Origin of the sequence: Streptomyces sp. NBC_01451, from assembly GCF_036227485.1 — a bacterium.
In the GTDB taxonomy this organism is placed as follows: Bacteria; Actinomycetota; Actinomycetes; order Streptomycetales; family Streptomycetaceae; genus Streptomyces.
The window spans coordinates 6,582,159-6,597,709 of the sequence record NZ_CP109479.1 but is presented as its reverse complement, the minus strand read 5'-3'; the positions used below and the strand labels follow the sequence as shown (position 1 = coordinate 6,597,709).

Below are 15,551 nucleotides of genomic sequence, written 5' to 3'. Positions count from 1 at the left end.
AGAAGATGTCGACGATATCAAGTCCGAGCTGGACGCATTCCTTGAGGGTCGATTTCACATTGACGTGGAGGTCTATGTCGGACTGCCTGATGGGGCCTGGCCCGGACGTTCGTGGAGATTGATCTATCTGAGACATTCACGCATGTCCGGAAACTAGAATCCACATCGGTTCGATCCAAAAGAAGTTACCGACACTTGAGGTGTTCCTCACTGCCCGCCAGTTTTTTGGCGGGCAGTGAGGAACACCGGACAAGAATTTTGGTGCCCTATACGATCCGGTGTCGACGGTACTCAGGTTGAACTCGTAGTCCGTAGGTGACGGCGTCCAGGTCTCCCACTCCGGCGAGCCAGGGTGCGCACGCTGCCTGCGACCGAACTCCTTGGCGTCGGCTGTCAGCGGTTCAAAGCTGACACGCCGCCTCACACAGTCGGCCACGCGCCGCCTTCAGCAAGCCCTCCGACCACTCCGCACGCGTGACTCCCTCGGGCGGCCCCATCGACTCGCCGCGACCGGCACCCAGCGCGCGGGCGATCTCCTTCACCTCACGCTGCGGAATGGCACCGTCCTTCGCCCGCGTGATCAGCTGCCGCAGGTACTCGCCATGCGCCGACGTCATGCTCTACTCATCCTCTGGGGCCAACTACTCGAAATGGTCCAGCATTTCCCTGGCACCCGGTTTGGGGCAAGCCAATTACTTGGCGGACTGCAGGGACGCGGAAGTGACCAGCCGTGCTCGTTCGTGGAGTTCCCGCGCCACCGGGTTGCCCAGGTGCGGGCGGACCGGCTTGAACATGTTCCGCATGCGCTCATCCGCGCGCCCGGACTGGACGAACGGATAGTCGTCCAGCGCAAGATTCCACGTGGCGCAGGCGGCTTCCAGGTGGCCGACAGACAGTTGGCGCTCGGCGAGAATTCCACGGTGATGGACGCGCGTGCGCCGGTAAACGTCGTAGCGCAATCCGTCGGCCTGCTCCAGCGCCTCCACGGCACCCGCCCTGTCGCCCAACTCGTACCGCACCTGACTCGTGTGGTAGTTCAGGGCGGCGGGGTCGTACGAAGCGAAGATCTTCGCTCTGGACTCCGCCTTGTCCATGGCGACTTCGGCCTCCCAGAGGTACCTGAGAGCCTTACCGCGTTCCCCGGTCCGGGCGGCAGCGTGTGCCTGCTGGCCGGCAAGGAACGCACGCATTCGAGGACCGGCGTTCGGAGCGGCAGCAGCAGCGGCGTCGGCCAGGCGCATCGCCTCCTGTCCGTGCCCAAGGTCCACGGCCTGGACGCTCATACCCCTCAGGCCCGTCCAGATGTCGCCCAGCCATGGGCCCCGTCGTGGGCCACGCGTAACCCGCAGCGGGCGCCTCAACGTCTCCTGCGGCACTCGCCCTGATCCACTACCCAGGACGAGTCACGCCCCCAACTGATCCATGTACAGGACCAGTTGGGGGCACCTCACGCAACACCGAGTTCCTACAACTCCGGCAACCCAGGCGGAGCCTTCGCCGGCCGCTCCTCCAGCGACTCCAGTGCCAGCCGGATCGCCTCGTCCAGCTGGACGTCCCGCCCGGCCGCGTAGTCCTGCGGGGTCTGCACGACCTCCACGTCGGGATCGACCCCGTGGTTCTCGACGCCCCAGCCGTAACCCTCAAGCCAGAAGGCGTACTTGGGCTGGGTGACGAGCGTCCCGTCGACGAGCCGGTAGCGGCTGTCGATGCCGATCACGCCGCCCCACGTCCGCGTACCGACCACGGGGCCGATCCCCAGCGCCTTGATCGCCGCGTTGACGATGTCCCCGTCCGACCCCGAGAACTCGTTGGCGACGGCGACGACGGGCCCGCGAGGCGCGTCCTCCGGATAGCTGTACGGCCGTAGCCCGCGCGGCAGGTCCCAGCCGACGATCCGCCGCGCCAGCTTCTCGACGACCAGCTGGGACGTGTGCCCGCCCCGGTTCTCGCGGACGTCGACGACCAGCCCTTCCTTGGCGACCTCGATCCGCAGGTCGCGGTGGATCTGGGCCCAGCCGGGCGCCTGCATGTCGGGCACGTGCAGATAGCCGAGCCGGCCGCCGGACTTCTCGGCGACGTACGCCCGCCGGTCGTTGACCCACGCGTGGTAGCGGAGCGGTTCCTCGTCCGCGAGGGGTACGACGACCACGTGCCGCGGATCGCCGCCGCCGGACGGCGAGATGGTCAGCTCGATGGGCTTGCCCGCCGTACCGACGAGCAGCGGGCCGGGCCCGGCGACCGGGTCGACGGGCTGTCCGGCGACCGCGACGATCGCGTCGCCCGGGCGCACCGCGACGCCGGGTGCGGCGAGCGGGGAGACGCCGTCGGGGTCGGAGGTCTCGGCGGGCAGGACGCGGTCGACGCGCCACAGGGGCGTGCCCTGGGGGCCGTCCGCGTGCCGGGAGATGTCGGCGCCGAGAAGGCCCTGCCGCTCACCGTGGCCGTGTCCGCCGCGCGGGGTGACGTAGGCGTGCGAGGTGCCCAGCTCGCCCTGGACCTCCCAGAGAAGGTCGACGAGGTCGTCGTGGGTGGCGACGCGGTCGAGGATCGGCCGGTAGCGGTCGAGGACGCCGTTCCAGTCGGTGCCGCCCATGTCCGCACGCCAGAAGTTGTCGCGCATGATGCGACCGTTCTCGTCGTACATCTGCCGCCATTCGACGACCGGGTCGACGCTCTGCCGGACCCGCGACAGGTCGACGGTGATGTTCGAGTCGCTCTCGTCGTCGTTCGAGGCACGCCGGTCGCTGGGTACGACCTTCAGCTTGCCGTCGGTCCACAGCAGGACGCGTTTGCCGTCGCCGCTGACGGCGAAGTGGTCGGCGTCCCCGGCGAGGTGTTCGATGCGCCGCTGGGCGAGGTCGTACCGCTCCAGCTCGGTCTTGGGGTCGGGGTCGTCCGGGGTGGCCCGGGAGGAGCCGAGCACTCCGCGCACCGGGTGGCGCAGCCACAGGACGCCGTCCTTGGCGGCCCGCAGGTTGGAGTAGCGGGCCGCCTCGACCGGGAACGGCACGATGCGGTCGGCGAGCCCGTCGAGGTCGATACGGGTGGCCGGGGCGCCCTCGCTGTCGGGGGTCTCGTCCTTGTCCGGCGCCTCGAAGGGCCGCCCGTGCCGCTGCGGCCCGAAGGGCGAGGGCGTGGTCGCGGCGAGCGGGATGAGGTGCGGACGCGAACCGCCGACAAAGGCGAGGTCGAACACGTGCTCGTCGTAGACGGGGTCGAAGGACCGCGCCGAGAGGAAGACGAGATGCTTGCCGTCAGCGGTGAACGCGGGCGAGTAGTCCCGGAACCGGAGCGGAGTCGCCTCGGTCACCGACAGATCGGTGGTGTTGGCGAGCTTGAGCTGACGCAGCGGACGCGGCCCCGGGTGGGACCAGGCGAGCCAGGCCGAGTCCGGCGAGAAGACGAGCCCGGACACGTCACCGTCGTCGCTGCGGTCGACCTCGCGCACCTCCCCGGACTCCCGCTCGACGAGCAGGACGCGCCCGTCGTGGGAGGCGACGGCGGCCCGGCTGCCGTCGGGCGCCATGGCGAGGCCGAGGACCCGCCCGAGCTGTCCGGCGGCGAGCCGGCGCGGAGTGGTCCCCGTTGCGACACCGGTCGCCGGGGCGAACTCCAGCGCGTCGTCACCCTCCGCGTCCGTCACCCACACGGCCCACTCCTCGCCGTCCACGCGGAAGGCGCGGGGCAGCCGGGCCCGTACCCCGTGCCCGGAGGCGAGCACCCGGGCCGGGCCGGACCGGTGGGTGACCCAGTGCACGGACCCGCGCACCCCGATGGCGCTGCCGCGTCCGGTGTGGTCGGGCGCTCCGGACCCGAACCACCGGGAGGCGCTGACGGGATGGGGCTGGAGGTCGACACGCTGCCCGCCGAGCCGGATGTCGAGCCGACGCGGCTCGGCCCCCTCCAGGTCGTCCAGCAACCACAGTTCACCGGCGGAGGAGTAGACGACACGGCTGCCGTCGCTCGCGGCGTGCCGGGCGTAGAACCCGTCGATCGGGGTGTGGCGTCGCAGGTCGGACCCGTCGGCCAGGGACGAGTACAGCGCCCCGACCCCTTCGTGATCGGAGAGGAAGGCGATGCGCTCCCCGACCCACACCGGGTATTCGAGGTTCCCGTCGAGGTCGGCGTGCAGGCGTACGAACTCGCCGGCGCCCTCTCCGTCGCGGACGTCCCTGTCGATCCACAACTTCCCTGCCGTACCGCCCCGGTACCGCTTCCACCAGGCCGCCTCGCGCCCCATGGGGGCGGAGAGGAGAACGGTCGCCGGACCGTGTGCGACATCGCCGACCGGCCCGTACGGCAGGACGGTCGCCGGGCCGCCGTCGAGGGGTACGGCCCGGGCCCAGGAACGGCGCAGGCTGGCCTGCCCCTGGGTGCTGATGGCGAGGACCTGCCCGTCGGGGGTCCAGCCGCGCACCTGGGTCTTCGAACTGCCCCAGTAGGTGAGCCGGTTGGTGGATCCGCCGTCGATCGGGGCGACATGCACCTCGGGGGCGCCGTCACGGGTGGAGGTCCAGGCGAGGTGGGTGCCGTCCGGGGAGATACGGGGATGGTTCACCGGTACGTTGTCGGCGCTGACGCGCCAGGCCCGGCCGCCGTCGAGCGGGGCGACCCAGACGTCGTCCTCGGCGGTGAAGGCGACCAGGTCGCCGTGCAGATGCGGAAACCGGAGATACGCAGGCGAAGAGGGCTGAGTCACCTGATCACCCTAGGCAACGAGTCCGCCCCCGGACAGGGGTTTGGATCACTTCGTGCACAACCGGCCAGGACCCCGGCGCCTTGCCCACCCGCTCATTTGCCTTCGACGGGCCAGCAGTTCGGGTCCTTCTGGCACCAGATGGTCTTCGTCACGGTCACGGTCGGGGCGGGCTGTCCGTTGTCCGGCGGCTGCCAGGTGACGGGCGGGGTGCGGGTCGGGGTGCTGGGCGCGTCGCAGTTGCCGAGTCCGCTGACGCGGAGCCACTGCCTGCCGTCGATCCTGACGGTGAGGTTCCCGCGTACGCACCTGCCGTTGACGGCGCGCGTCACCTTGCCGGTGACGGTGATGTCCTTGCCGTCCGTGGTCTTGCCCCGGCAGTCGACGTCGGCATAGGTGCTCTCGCTCGGCGAGGGCGAACTCCCGGACGTGGAAGCCTTGTTGCCGTTGTTGACCGAGGCCGTGCAGGTGAGCCACTGGACGCCGACGTTCCGCCGCTCCAGCTCCTTCGTCATCGTCTGGTCGGTGGTGTAGGCGACGGTGGCCGAACCGAGCCCACCGGGATCACACGCGACGGCACCACCCACGACGGCCACCACGAGTCCGGCCACCACGACCGCCCTGCGGCGCCCGCGCGGCCGAAGCCGAATCCGAAGCCGAATCCGCCCCAAAGCCACCATGGAAGGGCAGCCTGCCACCGTCCCGCCCAACACGGAAGGGCGTATACGGACATGCGCGCAAGCAACTTCGCGAAGGATCGCCGGAGGACGAACTGCCGTACGAGGCAAGGCGGCCAGGCCGTCAGCCGGTCAGGCTGTCGGGCTGTCGGGCTGTCAGGACCAGCGGCCGGTGCGGCCGAGCAGCAGGGCCGTCGCGGCGGTGCCGGCGGTGGAGGTACGCAGCACACTGGCCCCGAGCCGGTACGCCTTCGCCCCCACCCCCTCGAAGAGGGCCAACTCCTCGGGGGAGACGCCTCCTTCGGGTCCGACGACCAGCACGATCTCACCGGCGGAGGGGAGTTGGGCGGTCGCGAGCGCGGCACTGCCGTAGTCGCGGTCCTCGTGCAGTACGGCGGCGAAGTCGGCCTCGGCGAGCAGCGCGGCGACCTGCTTGCTCGACGCGGCGTCCGCGACCTCCGGGAAGCGCACCCGGCGGGACTGCTTGCCCGCTTCCCGGGCGGTGGCCCGCCACTTGGCGAGCGCCTTCAGCCCACGGTCCCCCCGCCACTGTGTCACGCACCGTGCGGCGGCCCAGGGCACGATGGCGTCGACGCCGGTCTCGGTCATCGTCTCGACGGCCAACTCGCCCCGGTCACCCTTGGGGAGGGCCTGGACGACGGTGATACGTGGGGATTCCGCGGCTTCCTCGACGACCGGCCCGAGTCGCAGAACCAGTTGGTCCTTGCCCTCGGCGGCGACGACCTCGCCCTCCGCCCAGCGCCCGGCCCCGTCGGTGAGGACGACGGTCTCACCGGCCCGCATCCGCTTCACGGAGACGGCGTGGCGCCCTTCGGCCCCGTCAAGGACGTACTGCCCGCCGCCGGCGGCGGCAAGGTGCGGGGGGAAACTCTCGACGACGAAGACAGGGGCGGTCACGAACGCTCGCCCCCGCCCGCCAACGCGGCCCGCGCGGCCTCGATCTCGTCCACGAGCACAGCCACCAGCTCCCCGGCCGGAAGCTCCCGGGCCATCCGGTGCCCCTGTCCCGCCCACAGGGCCATGCCCTGCGCGTCGCCGGACGCGGCGGCCTTCTTGCGGAGCGGCGAGGTGAGGTGGTGGACCTCGGGGTATGCGGCGGGGGCGTACGGGCCGTGCTCGCGCAGGAAACGGTTCACCAGCCCCCGGGCGGGCCGGCCGGAGAACGCGCGCGTCAGCTCCGTACGGGCGAAGAGGGGGTTGGTCAGTGCCTGCTTGTGCAGGGTGTGGGCGCCGGATTCCGGGGTGGTGAGGAAGGCCGTACCGAGCTGGGCGGCGCTCGCGCCCGCGGCGAGGACGGCGGCGATCTGGCTGCCGCGCATGAGCCCGCCGGCGGCGACGAGGGGAAGGTCGACGGTCTCGCGGACCTGCGCGATGAGAGAGAGCAGCCCGATGGCCGAGCCGTCCGCCTCGGGGTTGTCCCGATGGGTGCCCTGATGACCGCCGGCCTCGACGCCCTGCACGATCACCCCGTCGGCCCCGGCCCGCTGCACGGCGAGGGCCTCCTCGGCGGTGGTCGCGGTGACCAGGGTGAGGGTGCCGGCACGGCGGAGGGAGTCCAGTACGTCGCTGCCGGGCACCCCGAAGTGGAAGGATACGACCGGCACCGGGTTGTCGAGGAGGACGGCGAGCTTGGCGTCGTAGCCGTCGTCGCGTCCGCTGTCCGGGTCGCCCAGCTCGGTGTCGTACCAGGTGGCCTCACCGGCGAGCTGGTGGGCGTAGAGCTCGACGGCGGCGGCATGAGGGGGCGCGGTGTCAGCCGCTCCGGTGGAGCCGGTGCTCGCACCGGGATACTCGGGCTGCGGCATGAACAGGTTCACGCCGAACGGCCGCCCGGTGAGCCCGCGCAACTGCTTGATCTCCTGATACATCCCGTCCGCGGTCTTGTACCCGGCGGCGAGGAACCCGAGCCCGCCCGCTTCGGCGACGGCACTGGCGAGCCGCGGGACGGAGACGCCGCCCGCCATGGGGGCCTGCACGATCGGGTGAGGGAAGAGATCGGTCAGCGGGGAGGACGACATGACGGCATGTTGTCACGTCCCCACCACAAGTCCGAATCAGGCCCCTGCGGCGCGAAAGGGGGCTGGGGGCGCGCTCCCGGAGAGCCCGCCCCCACCACCTCAGCGTCCGTTGAACGCGTCCTTCAGCCGCGAGAACAGCCCCTGCTGCCCAGGCTGGAACTGCCCCATGGGCCGCTCCTCGCCCCGCAGCTTCGCCAGCTCACGCAGCAACCGCTCCTGCTCGGGATCAAGCTTCGACGGAGTCATGACCTCGACATGCACCAGGAGGTCACCACGCCCGCCGCCCCGAAGATGCGTGACTCCCCGTCCGTGCAGGGGAATCGACTGCCCGGACTGCGTGCCCGGACGGATGTCGACCTCCTCCAGCCCGTCGAGCGTCTCCAGCGGCACCTTCGTGCCCAGTGACGCCGCCGTCATCGGAAGGGTCACCGTGCAGTGCAGGTCGTCCCCGCGCCGCTGGAACTGCGCGTGCGGCAGCTCGTGGATCTCGACGTAGAGGTCACCGGCGGGACCACCACCGGGCCCCACCTCGCCCTCACCGGCGAGCTGGATCCTCGTACCGTTGTCGACCCCCGCGGGGATCTTCACGGTGAGCGTCCGGCGCGACCGCACCCGCCCGTCGCCCGCGCACTCGGGGCACGGTGTCGGAACGACGGTCCCGAACCCCTGGCACTGCGGGCAGGGACGGGACGTCATGACCTGCCCGAGGAAGGACCGCGTCACCTGGGACACCTCGCCCCGCCCGCGACACATGTCGCAGGTCTGGGCCGAGGTTCCCGGCGCCGCGCCCTCACCACTGCACGTGCCGCACACCACGGCCGTGTCGACCTGGATGTCCTTGGTCGTCCCGAAGGCGGCTTCGTCGAGTTCGATGTCGAGCCGGATCATCGCGTCCTGGCCGCGTCGCGTACGCGACCTCGGCCCGCGCTGGGACGCCGTTCCGAAGAACGCGTCCATGATGTCCGAGAAGTTCCCGAAGCCACCGGCGCCGAAGCCGCCCGCGCCGCCGCCCGCCTGCGAGAGGGGGTCGCCGCCGAGGTCGTAGACCTGCTTCTTCTGCGGGTCCGACAACACCTCGTACGCGGCGTTGATCTCCTTGAACCGCTCCTGCGTCTTCGGATCGGGGTTGACGTCCGGGTGCAGCTCGCGGGCGAGCCTCCTGAACGCCTTCTTGATCTCGTCCTGGGACGCGTCGCGGCGCACGCCGAGTACGGCGTAGTAGTCCGTGGCCACTTACGACTCCGCCAGGATCTGTCCGACGTACCGTGCCACTGCGCGTACCGCTCCCATCGTTCCCGGGTAGTCCATGCGGGTCGGTCCGACCACGCCGAGCTTGGCGACTGCCTCGCCGCCCGAACCGTAGCCGACCGACACGACGGACGTGGAGTTGAGTCCCTCGTATTTGTTCTCGTGACCGATTCGTACGGTCATGCTCGAATCCCCGGCCTCACCAAGGAGTTTGAGAAGTACGACCTGTTCCTCCAGGGCTTCCAGGACCGGCCTGATAGTGAGGGGAAAGTCATGTCCGAAGCGGGTCAGATTGGCGGTTCCGCCGATCATCAGCCGCTCCTCGGCCTCCTCGACGAGCGTCTCCAGCAGGGTGGAGAGCACCGTCGCGACCGTGCCCCGGTCCTCCGCGTCGAAGGCCTCCGGGAGGTCCTGCACGAGCTGCGGCACGTCCGCGAAGCGGCGGCCCGCGACCCGGCTGTTGAGCCGCGCGCGTAGATCCGCCAGAGAGGTCTCCCCGAAGGGCGCCGGACAGTCGATCATCCGCTGCTCCACGCGGCCCGTGTCCGTGATCAGCACGAGCATCACGCGCGCGGGAGCGAGCGAGAGCAGCTCGACGTGCCGCACGGTGGACCGGGTGAGCGACGGATACTGCACGACGGCGACCTGCCGCGTGAGCTGGGCGAGCAGCCGGACCGTCCGTCCGACCACATCGTCGAGATCGACGGCGCCGTCCAGGAAGTTCTGGATGGCACGCCGCTCGGGCGCCGTCATCGGCTTGACACCGGCGAGCCGGTCGACGAAGAGCCGGTAGCCCTTTTCGGTCGGGATGCGCCCGGCGCTGGTGTGGGGCTGGGCGATGAAGCCCTCGTCCTCCAGCGCCGCCATGTCGTTGCGGACGGTCGCCGGCGAGACCCCGAGGTTGTGCCGCTCGGTGAGCGCCTTGGACCCGACCGGCTCCTCGGTGCCGACATAGTCCTGGACGATCGCGCGCAGCACTTCGAGCCTGCGTTCACTGAGCATCGCGCACACCTCCAGCTGCTGTCGTCCCCTGTTGCGCCTACCCGGTACCCGGTCTCCCGCCCGGACCGTCATCGGCTCTTCGGCTCTCCATTGGTCTTCCCTGGCACTCTTCGTGTGCGAGTGCCAGAGTTCCCCGGCCCAGTGTACGGCTGTCGGGTACGCCCCCGGCAAGGGCGGCCCGCGCCGGCCTGCCGACGTGTACCGACCTGTCCTGCGATGTCGTGTCCGGCTAGCGTCGCTGCATGAAGGTGACTTGGGAAGAGCCGAGGTGGGACGACCTGGGCTGGGAGCGCCTGGCGGCCGGGGTGGGCCGGTGCCGGCTGCCGGTCTGGGACTGCACGGTGGGGCTGGTGACCGGGCCGCGCGGCGCCCTGCTGATCGACGCGGGATCGAGCCTCGCGGAGGGCGCGAGACTGCGTCTGGAGGCTCAGGAGCTCGCCGGCTGCCGTGTGGGCTTCCTCGCACTCACGCACGCACACTTCGATCATGTTTTCGGAGCGGCGGCGTTCGCGGGTGCGCATGTGTTCGCGGCGCCGGGCCCGAACGACGAATTCGGGGAAGTGGGGCGCGCGGCGTTGTGCGCGGACGCCGTACGCAACGGTCTGGACGCCCGGGCGGCGGAGGAGGCGGCGGACACCCTGGTGGTTCCGCGTCAGCAGGTCCGGGGAAGTCTCACCGTCGAGCTGCGCGACGGCCCGGGAGTCGTCCTGAGCAACGTCGGCCCCGGCCACACCCGCGGCGACCTCGTGGCGGTCGTACCCGGTGACGGCACCCCGGCCGTCGTCTTCTGCGGCGACCTGGTCGAGGAGTCGGGCGAACCCCAGGCGGGCCCCGACGCCGAACCGGCGCACTGGCCGGCGGCCCTCGACCGCCTCCTCGCCCTGGGCGGCGAGGACGCCCTGTACGTGCCCGGCCACGGCGCGGTGGTGGACGCGGGGTTCGTACGGGCCCAACGGGACGCCCTGGCAACGCGTTTCGGCGTGTCGCGGGAGCCGGTGACCTGACGGCACGACCGCTTCTCCTATCGTCATCCGAATGCGCCAGTACTCTCCGGACCTGACCCCGCCGTGGAAGAAGCCCAAGCCCGTACCGCAGGTCCCCGCGGACCCGGGCCTGGTGGTCGAGGAGCCGGGTACGGGCTTCTGCGGCGCGGTGATCCGCTGCGAGGCGGGCACGGTCACCCTGGAGGACCGCTTCGGCAAACACCGCGTGTTCCCGCTGGAGCCGGGCGGCTTCCTCCTGGAGGGCAAGGTGGTGACCCTCGTACGCCCCGCCGGGTCACCGTCGCCGAGCGCGTCTTCCGTACGTCCGTCCCGTACCGCTTCCGGTTCGGTGGCGGTTCCCGGTGCCCGGGCACGGGTCGCACGGGCGGGGCGGATCTACGTCGAGGGGCGTCACGACGCCGAACTGGTCGAGAAGGTGTGGGGGGACGACCTGCGGGTCGAGGGTGTGGTCGTCGAGTACCTGGAGGGCATCGACGACCTCCCCGCGATCGTGGCCGAGTTCGCCCCCGGCCCGGACGCCCGCCTGGGCATCCTGGTGGACCACCTGGTGCCGGGCACGAAGGAGTTCCGGATCGCGCGGGCGGTGACCAGCGAACACGCGCTGGTGGTCGGGCACCCGTACATCGACGTGTGGGAGGCGGTGAAACCGGCGTCCCTGGGCATCCCCGGCTGGCCCCGGATCCCGCACGGGCAGGACTGGAAGACGGGGGTGTGCCGGGAGCTGGGATGGCCGGAGAACACCGGGGCGGTGTGGCGGGCGATTCTGGCGCGGGTGGGTTCGTACAGGGACCTGGAGCCGGAACTGCTGGGCCGAGTGGAGGAACTGATCGACTTCGTCACGGCACCACCGGACGAGGCCGCCCCCTCCAGCCCGCCCTGAGCTTGAGGACGAGGCCGCCCCTCCAGCCCACCCTGAGCTTGAGGACGAGGCCGCCCCCTCCAGCCCGTCCGGCGTTTGAGGACGAGGCCCCTTCAGGGCCGAAGCGGGGGTCTGGGGGCGGCAGCCCCCAGGAACGGGAAGGGACGGGACGGGTAGGGGCGGCGGGGGCGAGAACAACCCACCGCCACGCCCCCTCAGTCCACCAGGTCCCGAACCACCGCATCCGCCAGCAACCGCCCCCGCAACGTCAACACCGCCCGCCCCTCCCCATAGGGCCCCGCCTCCAGCAACCCCTCCCCCAACGCCCGCCCCGCAGCCACCAGCCCGGCGTCCTTCAGCAGCGCCAGAGGCACACCCTCCCGCAGCCTCAGCTCCAACAGCACCCGCTCCACCCGCCGGTCCTCCTCCGACAGCACCTCACGCCCCGCCCCCGGCGACCGCCCCGCCGCCAGCGCCCCGGCGTAGGCGCCCGGGTGCTTCACGTTCCACCACCGCACGCCCCCCACATGGCTGTGCGCCCCCGGCCCCGCGCCCCACCAGTCGGCGCCGCGCCAGTACAGCTCGTTGTGGAGGCACCGGGCAGCGCGCGAAGTCGCCCAGTTGGACACCTCGTACCACTCGTAACCTGCCGCGCCCAGCACCTCGTCCGCGATCAGATACCGGTCCGCGTGCACGTCGTCGTCGGTCATCGGCACCTCGCCCCGGCGGATACGCCGAGCCAGCTGCGTACCCTCCTCCACGATCAGGGCGTACGCGCTGACGTGATCCGGCCCGGCCCCGAGCACCGCCTCGAGCGAGGCCCGCCAGTCGTCGTCGGACTCCCCCGGCGTGCCGTAGATCAGGTCGAGGTTCACGTGCTCGAACCCCACGGCCCGCGCCTCCGCGACACACGCCTCGGGGCGCCCCGGCGTGTGCGTACGGTCCAGCACCTTCAGTACGTGCTGCCTCGCGCTCTGCATCCCGAACGAGATCCGGTTGAAGCCGCCCTCGCGCAGGGTGGCCAGATACCGCTCGTCCACCGACTCCGGATTCGCCTCGGTCGTCACCTCGGCGTCCGCCGCGAGGCCGAACTCGTCGCGGATCGACCGCAGCATCCGTACGAGATCGTCGGCGGCCAGGAGAGTCGGCGTACCGCCGCCGACGAACACCGTGCGCACCTGGCGCGGATCGTCGCCCAGCACCTTCCGGGCCAGCCGTACCTCGTCGGTCAGGGTGTCGGCGTAGTTGTCGCGGGAGGCCAGGACACCGCCCGTGCCGCGCAGCTCGGTCGCCGTGTAGGTGTTGAAGTCGCAGTAGCCGCAGCGGGTCGCGCAGTACGGGACGTGGAGGTAGAAAGCGAGGGGGCGGTCCGCGGCCCCGGCGAGCGCGGGGGCGGGCAGGGCACCGTCTTCGGGGACGGGTTCGCCGTCGGGGAGTGCGGAGGGCATGTCCTCCATTGTCCAGCACCGGCGAGGCGGCCCGCCCGACGGACCCGATGCCCGTGCCCGGGGCCCTTGCCCGGCGCCCTGCCGACACCCGGGCGCGAGTCACCCGCCGAGCGATTCCGCCTGGAGCACCAGCAGCGCCAGATCGTCCTCCGGCGGCTTCTCCCCGAACTCGTGCACGAGTTCGCGGATACGATCCGCGATCAGCTGCGCGTTCAGCCCGGCGCAGCCGGCGAGGGCGGTCGCCAGCCCGTCGCCGTCGTCGAACTGGCGGGGCCCGCAGCGCCGCTCGGTCACCCCGTCGGTGACGCACAGCAGGCTGTCGCCGGGCCGCAGCTCGAAACTCCCGCTCGTGTACGTCTCGTCCTCGACGACCCCGAGCAGTGTCTGCGGTTCGGCGGCGGTACGGACCTCACCGCTCGCCCGGAGCACCAGGGGCAGCGGATGCCCGGCCGAGGCGACAGTGCAGCGCACGCCTCCGTCGAAGGGCGCGAGTTCGCCGTAGAGGAGGGAGAGGAAGCGGGTCTGCGGCCCCTCGCCCGGCCGTACCGAGGCCAGGACACCGGGGACGGCCGATGCGGCCGACCCCGCCGCTCCGGTCGCCCCGGCCGGCACAGCGGGACGCGCGTCCGCGGCGACCAGCGCGCGGGCCGCCGCGTCCGCCGTCTCCGTGGCATCGTCGAGGAGCAACTGGTTGAGGCGGTCGAGGACGTCGGCGACGCGGTAGCCCTCGCGGGCGAGCAGCCGCAGCCAGGGCCGGGCCAGGCCGATCACCACGGCGGCCTCCGGGCCCTTGCCCTGCACATCGCCGACGGCGAAGCACCAGCGGCCGTCGCCGGCCGGGAAGAGGTCGTAGAAGTCGCCGCTGGGCCCGCCCTTGTCGCAGGGTTCGTAGACGAGGGCGCTGCTGACGCCGGGGATCTCGGCGACGGCGCCGGGCAGCAGCCCGCGCTGGAGGATGCGGCTGATGGTGGCCTGGCGGGCGTACTGGCGGGCGGCGCCGATGGCGAGCGCGACACGGCGGCTGAGATCCTCGACCAGGCCGGTGACCTCGTCGGGGAAGCGGAGCGTCCCGGCCCGCCCGATGACCAGCGTGCCGAGCGGCCGGCCGCCCGCGACCAGCCGGTAGGCGAGCGCGGAGCCGGTCTCCCCGCGCCCGCCGAGCGCCTCACCGGGCCAGGGCACGGTGACCGGCCCGGTTCTGGTGGTGTCGGGCGGGCGCGGCGGGTCCTTCTCCAGGACGCGGCGCAGCTCCTCGATACGGTCCTCGCTGCCGTGCCAGACCCGGGCGAGCCGCGGCCCGGGCCCGGTGTACCCCCCGTCCCCGCCTCCCTCTCCGTCGCCCCAGCTGCCGCGCCCCATGGACTCGTCCTCCAGCCACACCGCGCACCAGTCGGCGAGGCGCGGCACGAGGAGCTGCCCGGTGAGCGCGGCGACGAGGTCCTCGTCGAGCTGCCCGGCGAGCAGGTCCGAGGCCTCGGCGAGGAAGGAGAGGGCGCCGTGGTTGAGCCACTCCTGGTCACACGGGCTGCGCTGCGGCTCGGGGGCGAGGCCCTCGGCCACCCGTAACCCGTGCCCGAGGGCCTGGGTGCCGGCGTACGGGTCGAGGTCCTCGTCGACCGTCATGCCTTCGGCGGGGAGCCGCGCCCAGACGGTCTTGACGCCGGTGCGGTACGTGACGCCCCAGGCCTCGGAGAGTACGGAGACGAGGCGAAGGCCACGCCCGTACTCCGGTATGTCGTAAGGGAGTTCGACACCGCTGTCCCGGGGCGCGCGGGAGGGGTGATGATCGGACACCTCGACGACGAGCGCGACACCGACGCCCGCCTCCCCCTCTCCCTCGTCCCCCCTGTCCCGGTCCGCCCGATCCCCCCTGTCCGCCCTGTCCGCCCTCTCCGCCCGCTCCTCCGGTTCGTCCGGCGTCTCCAGGCGGCACTGCAACTCCACGTCCGTGCCCGCGTGGACGACGGCGTTGGTGACAAGCTCGCTGACGACCACCATGGCATCGTCGGTGAGCCGGTCGGACAGTGCCCCGGCGCCAGGCAGGCCGAGCCGCGCCCATTCGGCGAGGGCGGCGCGTACGAGGCCTCGGGCGGCGCCGGGAGCTAGGGGGCCGCCGCCGAGCGTGGCGTGCGCGACCGCACGCCGGTCCGCACCCCGTCGCGCGGGCGTGCCGGGCGCACGGGACGGCGCACGGGGCACGGTCTCCCGTTGCGTCGGAATGGCCCCCATGGGCAGCTCCCCGGGCAGTTCGTACGAATACACCTCAGTGGACGCGGACAGAGTGACAGACCGACCACGCCCATAAGCGCCGAGTTACGAAGTGGGCCGCCATGAGTGAGAACAGTGCTACGGAAGTGATCGAAGACGGACAGATTCGGGCATCCGATCCGCGTCCACCGCTCGCCACGTTCACCCGGATAACAGACCGCGGATCACGGATCACGGACCGCAGACCGCAGACCGCAGACCGCAGACCATGATCCGCACCTCAGCTCCGAGGCGCAGCGCACGCATACGACGAACCGCCCCCTTGTACCGACCCGGGTCGCGCGAGGTCGGTTCAAAGGGGCGGCTCATC

Annotated in this window: 11 protein-coding genes and 1 pseudogene; 2 read left to right on the top strand and 10 right to left on the bottom strand. The window is 71.7% G+C overall.

What is annotated here, in order from left to right; all coding sequences use genetic code 11:
• Window positions 1–401: 401 nt before the first annotated feature.
• The 8 genes and pseudogenes from OG595_RS29005 to hrcA form a co-directional block, all read right to left on the bottom strand.
• Complete coding sequence (locus tag OG595_RS29005) at window positions 402–617, bottom strand: hypothetical protein (RefSeq protein ID WP_329277032.1); 216 nt, start codon at window positions 615–617, stop codon at window positions 402–404.
• 75 nt (window positions 618–692) lie between these two features.
• Window positions 693–1,298 (bottom strand): annotated as a pseudogene (locus OG595_RS29000) (transcriptional regulator); the annotation flags it as partial.
• Between the two features lie 167 nt (window positions 1,299–1,465).
• Window positions 1,466–4,699 carry a S41 family peptidase gene (locus OG595_RS28995; protein WP_329277031.1) on the bottom strand — a complete coding sequence of 1,078 codons (3,234 nt, stop codon included), beginning with the start codon at window positions 4,697–4,699 and terminating at the stop codon, window positions 1,466–1,468.
• 92 nt (window positions 4,700–4,791) lie between these two features.
• Window positions 4,792–5,376 carry a hypothetical protein gene (locus tag OG595_RS28990; protein WP_443073166.1) on the bottom strand — a complete coding sequence of 195 codons (585 nt, stop codon included), beginning with the start codon at window positions 5,374–5,376 and terminating at the stop codon, window positions 4,792–4,794.
• 153 nt (window positions 5,377–5,529) lie between these two features.
• Window positions 5,530–6,291, bottom strand: a complete 762-nt coding sequence (locus OG595_RS28985; RefSeq protein WP_329277027.1) for a 16S rRNA (uracil(1498)-N(3))-methyltransferase — start codon at window positions 6,289–6,291, stop codon at window positions 5,530–5,532.
• Entirely contained in the window at window positions 6,288–7,412 is a 1,125-nt protein-coding gene (locus tag OG595_RS28980; RefSeq protein ID WP_329277025.1) for a nitronate monooxygenase, read from the bottom strand. Before OG595_RS28980 ends, OG595_RS28985 begins: the two co-directional genes overlap by 4 nt.
• Before the next feature lie 99 nt (window positions 7,413–7,511).
• Entirely contained in the window at window positions 7,512–8,645 is a 1,134-nt protein-coding gene (gene dnaJ, locus OG595_RS28975) for a molecular chaperone DnaJ (protein ID WP_327694837.1), read from the bottom strand.
• Window positions 8,646–9,662, bottom strand: coding sequence for a heat-inducible transcriptional repressor HrcA (hrcA, locus tag OG595_RS28970; RefSeq protein WP_329277023.1), 1,017 nt, complete (start codon window positions 9,660–9,662; stop codon window positions 8,646–8,648). It lies immediately after the preceding gene.
• A gap of 242 nt (window positions 9,663–9,904) precedes the next feature.
• Here hrcA and OG595_RS28965 point away from each other — a divergent pair, with 242 nt between their 5' ends.
• Together OG595_RS28965 and OG595_RS28960 are read left to right on the top strand one after the other, a co-directional pair.
• On the top strand, window positions 9,905–10,666 hold the full coding sequence (locus tag OG595_RS28965; RefSeq protein ID WP_329277021.1) for an MBL fold metallo-hydrolase: 762 nt from the start codon (window positions 9,905–9,907) through the stop codon (window positions 10,664–10,666).
• Window positions 10,667–10,697: 31 nt separating this feature from the next.
• Window positions 10,698–11,546: a DUF3097 domain-containing protein gene (locus OG595_RS28960; RefSeq protein WP_329277018.1), complete on the top strand. Its 849-nt coding sequence runs from the start codon at window positions 10,698–10,700 to the stop codon at window positions 11,544–11,546.
• A gap of 194 nt (window positions 11,547–11,740) precedes the next feature.
• Here the strand turns inward: OG595_RS28960 and hemW are convergent, their stop codons facing one another.
• Both hemW and OG595_RS28950 read right to left on the bottom strand, forming a co-directional pair.
• Window positions 11,741–12,973: a radical SAM family heme chaperone HemW gene (hemW, locus tag OG595_RS28955; protein WP_329277016.1), complete on the bottom strand. Its 1,233-nt coding sequence runs from the start codon at window positions 12,971–12,973 to the stop codon at window positions 11,741–11,743.
• A gap of 99 nt (window positions 12,974–13,072) precedes the next feature.
• Entirely contained in the window at window positions 13,073–15,202 is a 2,130-nt protein-coding gene (locus tag OG595_RS28950; RefSeq protein ID WP_329277014.1) for a SpoIIE family protein phosphatase, read from the bottom strand.
• Window positions 15,203–15,551: the final 349 nt, after the last annotated feature.

Bases quoted from the DNA above. Each gene is read 5' to 3' on its own strand.
- OG595_RS29005 (WP_329277032.1), bottom strand. From the start codon at position 617: ATGACGTCGGCGCATGGCGAGTACCTGCGGCAGCTGATCACGCGGGCG.
- OG595_RS28990 (WP_443073166.1), bottom strand. From the start codon at position 5,376: ATGGTGGCTTTGGGGCGGATTCGGCTTCGGATTCGGCTTCGGCCGCGC.
- OG595_RS28980 (WP_329277025.1), bottom strand. From the start codon at position 7,412: ATGTCGTCCTCCCCGCTGACCGATCTCTTCCCTCACCCGATCGTGCAG.
- hrcA (WP_329277023.1), bottom strand. From the start codon at position 9,662: ATGCTCAGTGAACGCAGGCTCGAAGTGCTGCGCGCGATCGTCCAGGAC.
- OG595_RS28965 (WP_329277021.1), top strand. From the start codon at position 9,905: ATGAAGGTGACTTGGGAAGAGCCGAGGTGGGACGACCTGGGCTGGGAG.
- OG595_RS28960 (WP_329277018.1), top strand. From the start codon at position 10,698: ATGCGCCAGTACTCTCCGGACCTGACCCCGCCGTGGAAGAAGCCCAAG.
- hemW (WP_329277016.1), bottom strand. From the start codon at position 12,973: ATGCCCTCCGCACTCCCCGACGGCGAACCCGTCCCCGAAGACGGTGCC.
- OG595_RS28950 (WP_329277014.1), bottom strand. From the start codon at position 15,202: ATGGGGGCCATTCCGACGCAACGGGAGACCGTGCCCCGTGCGCCGTCC.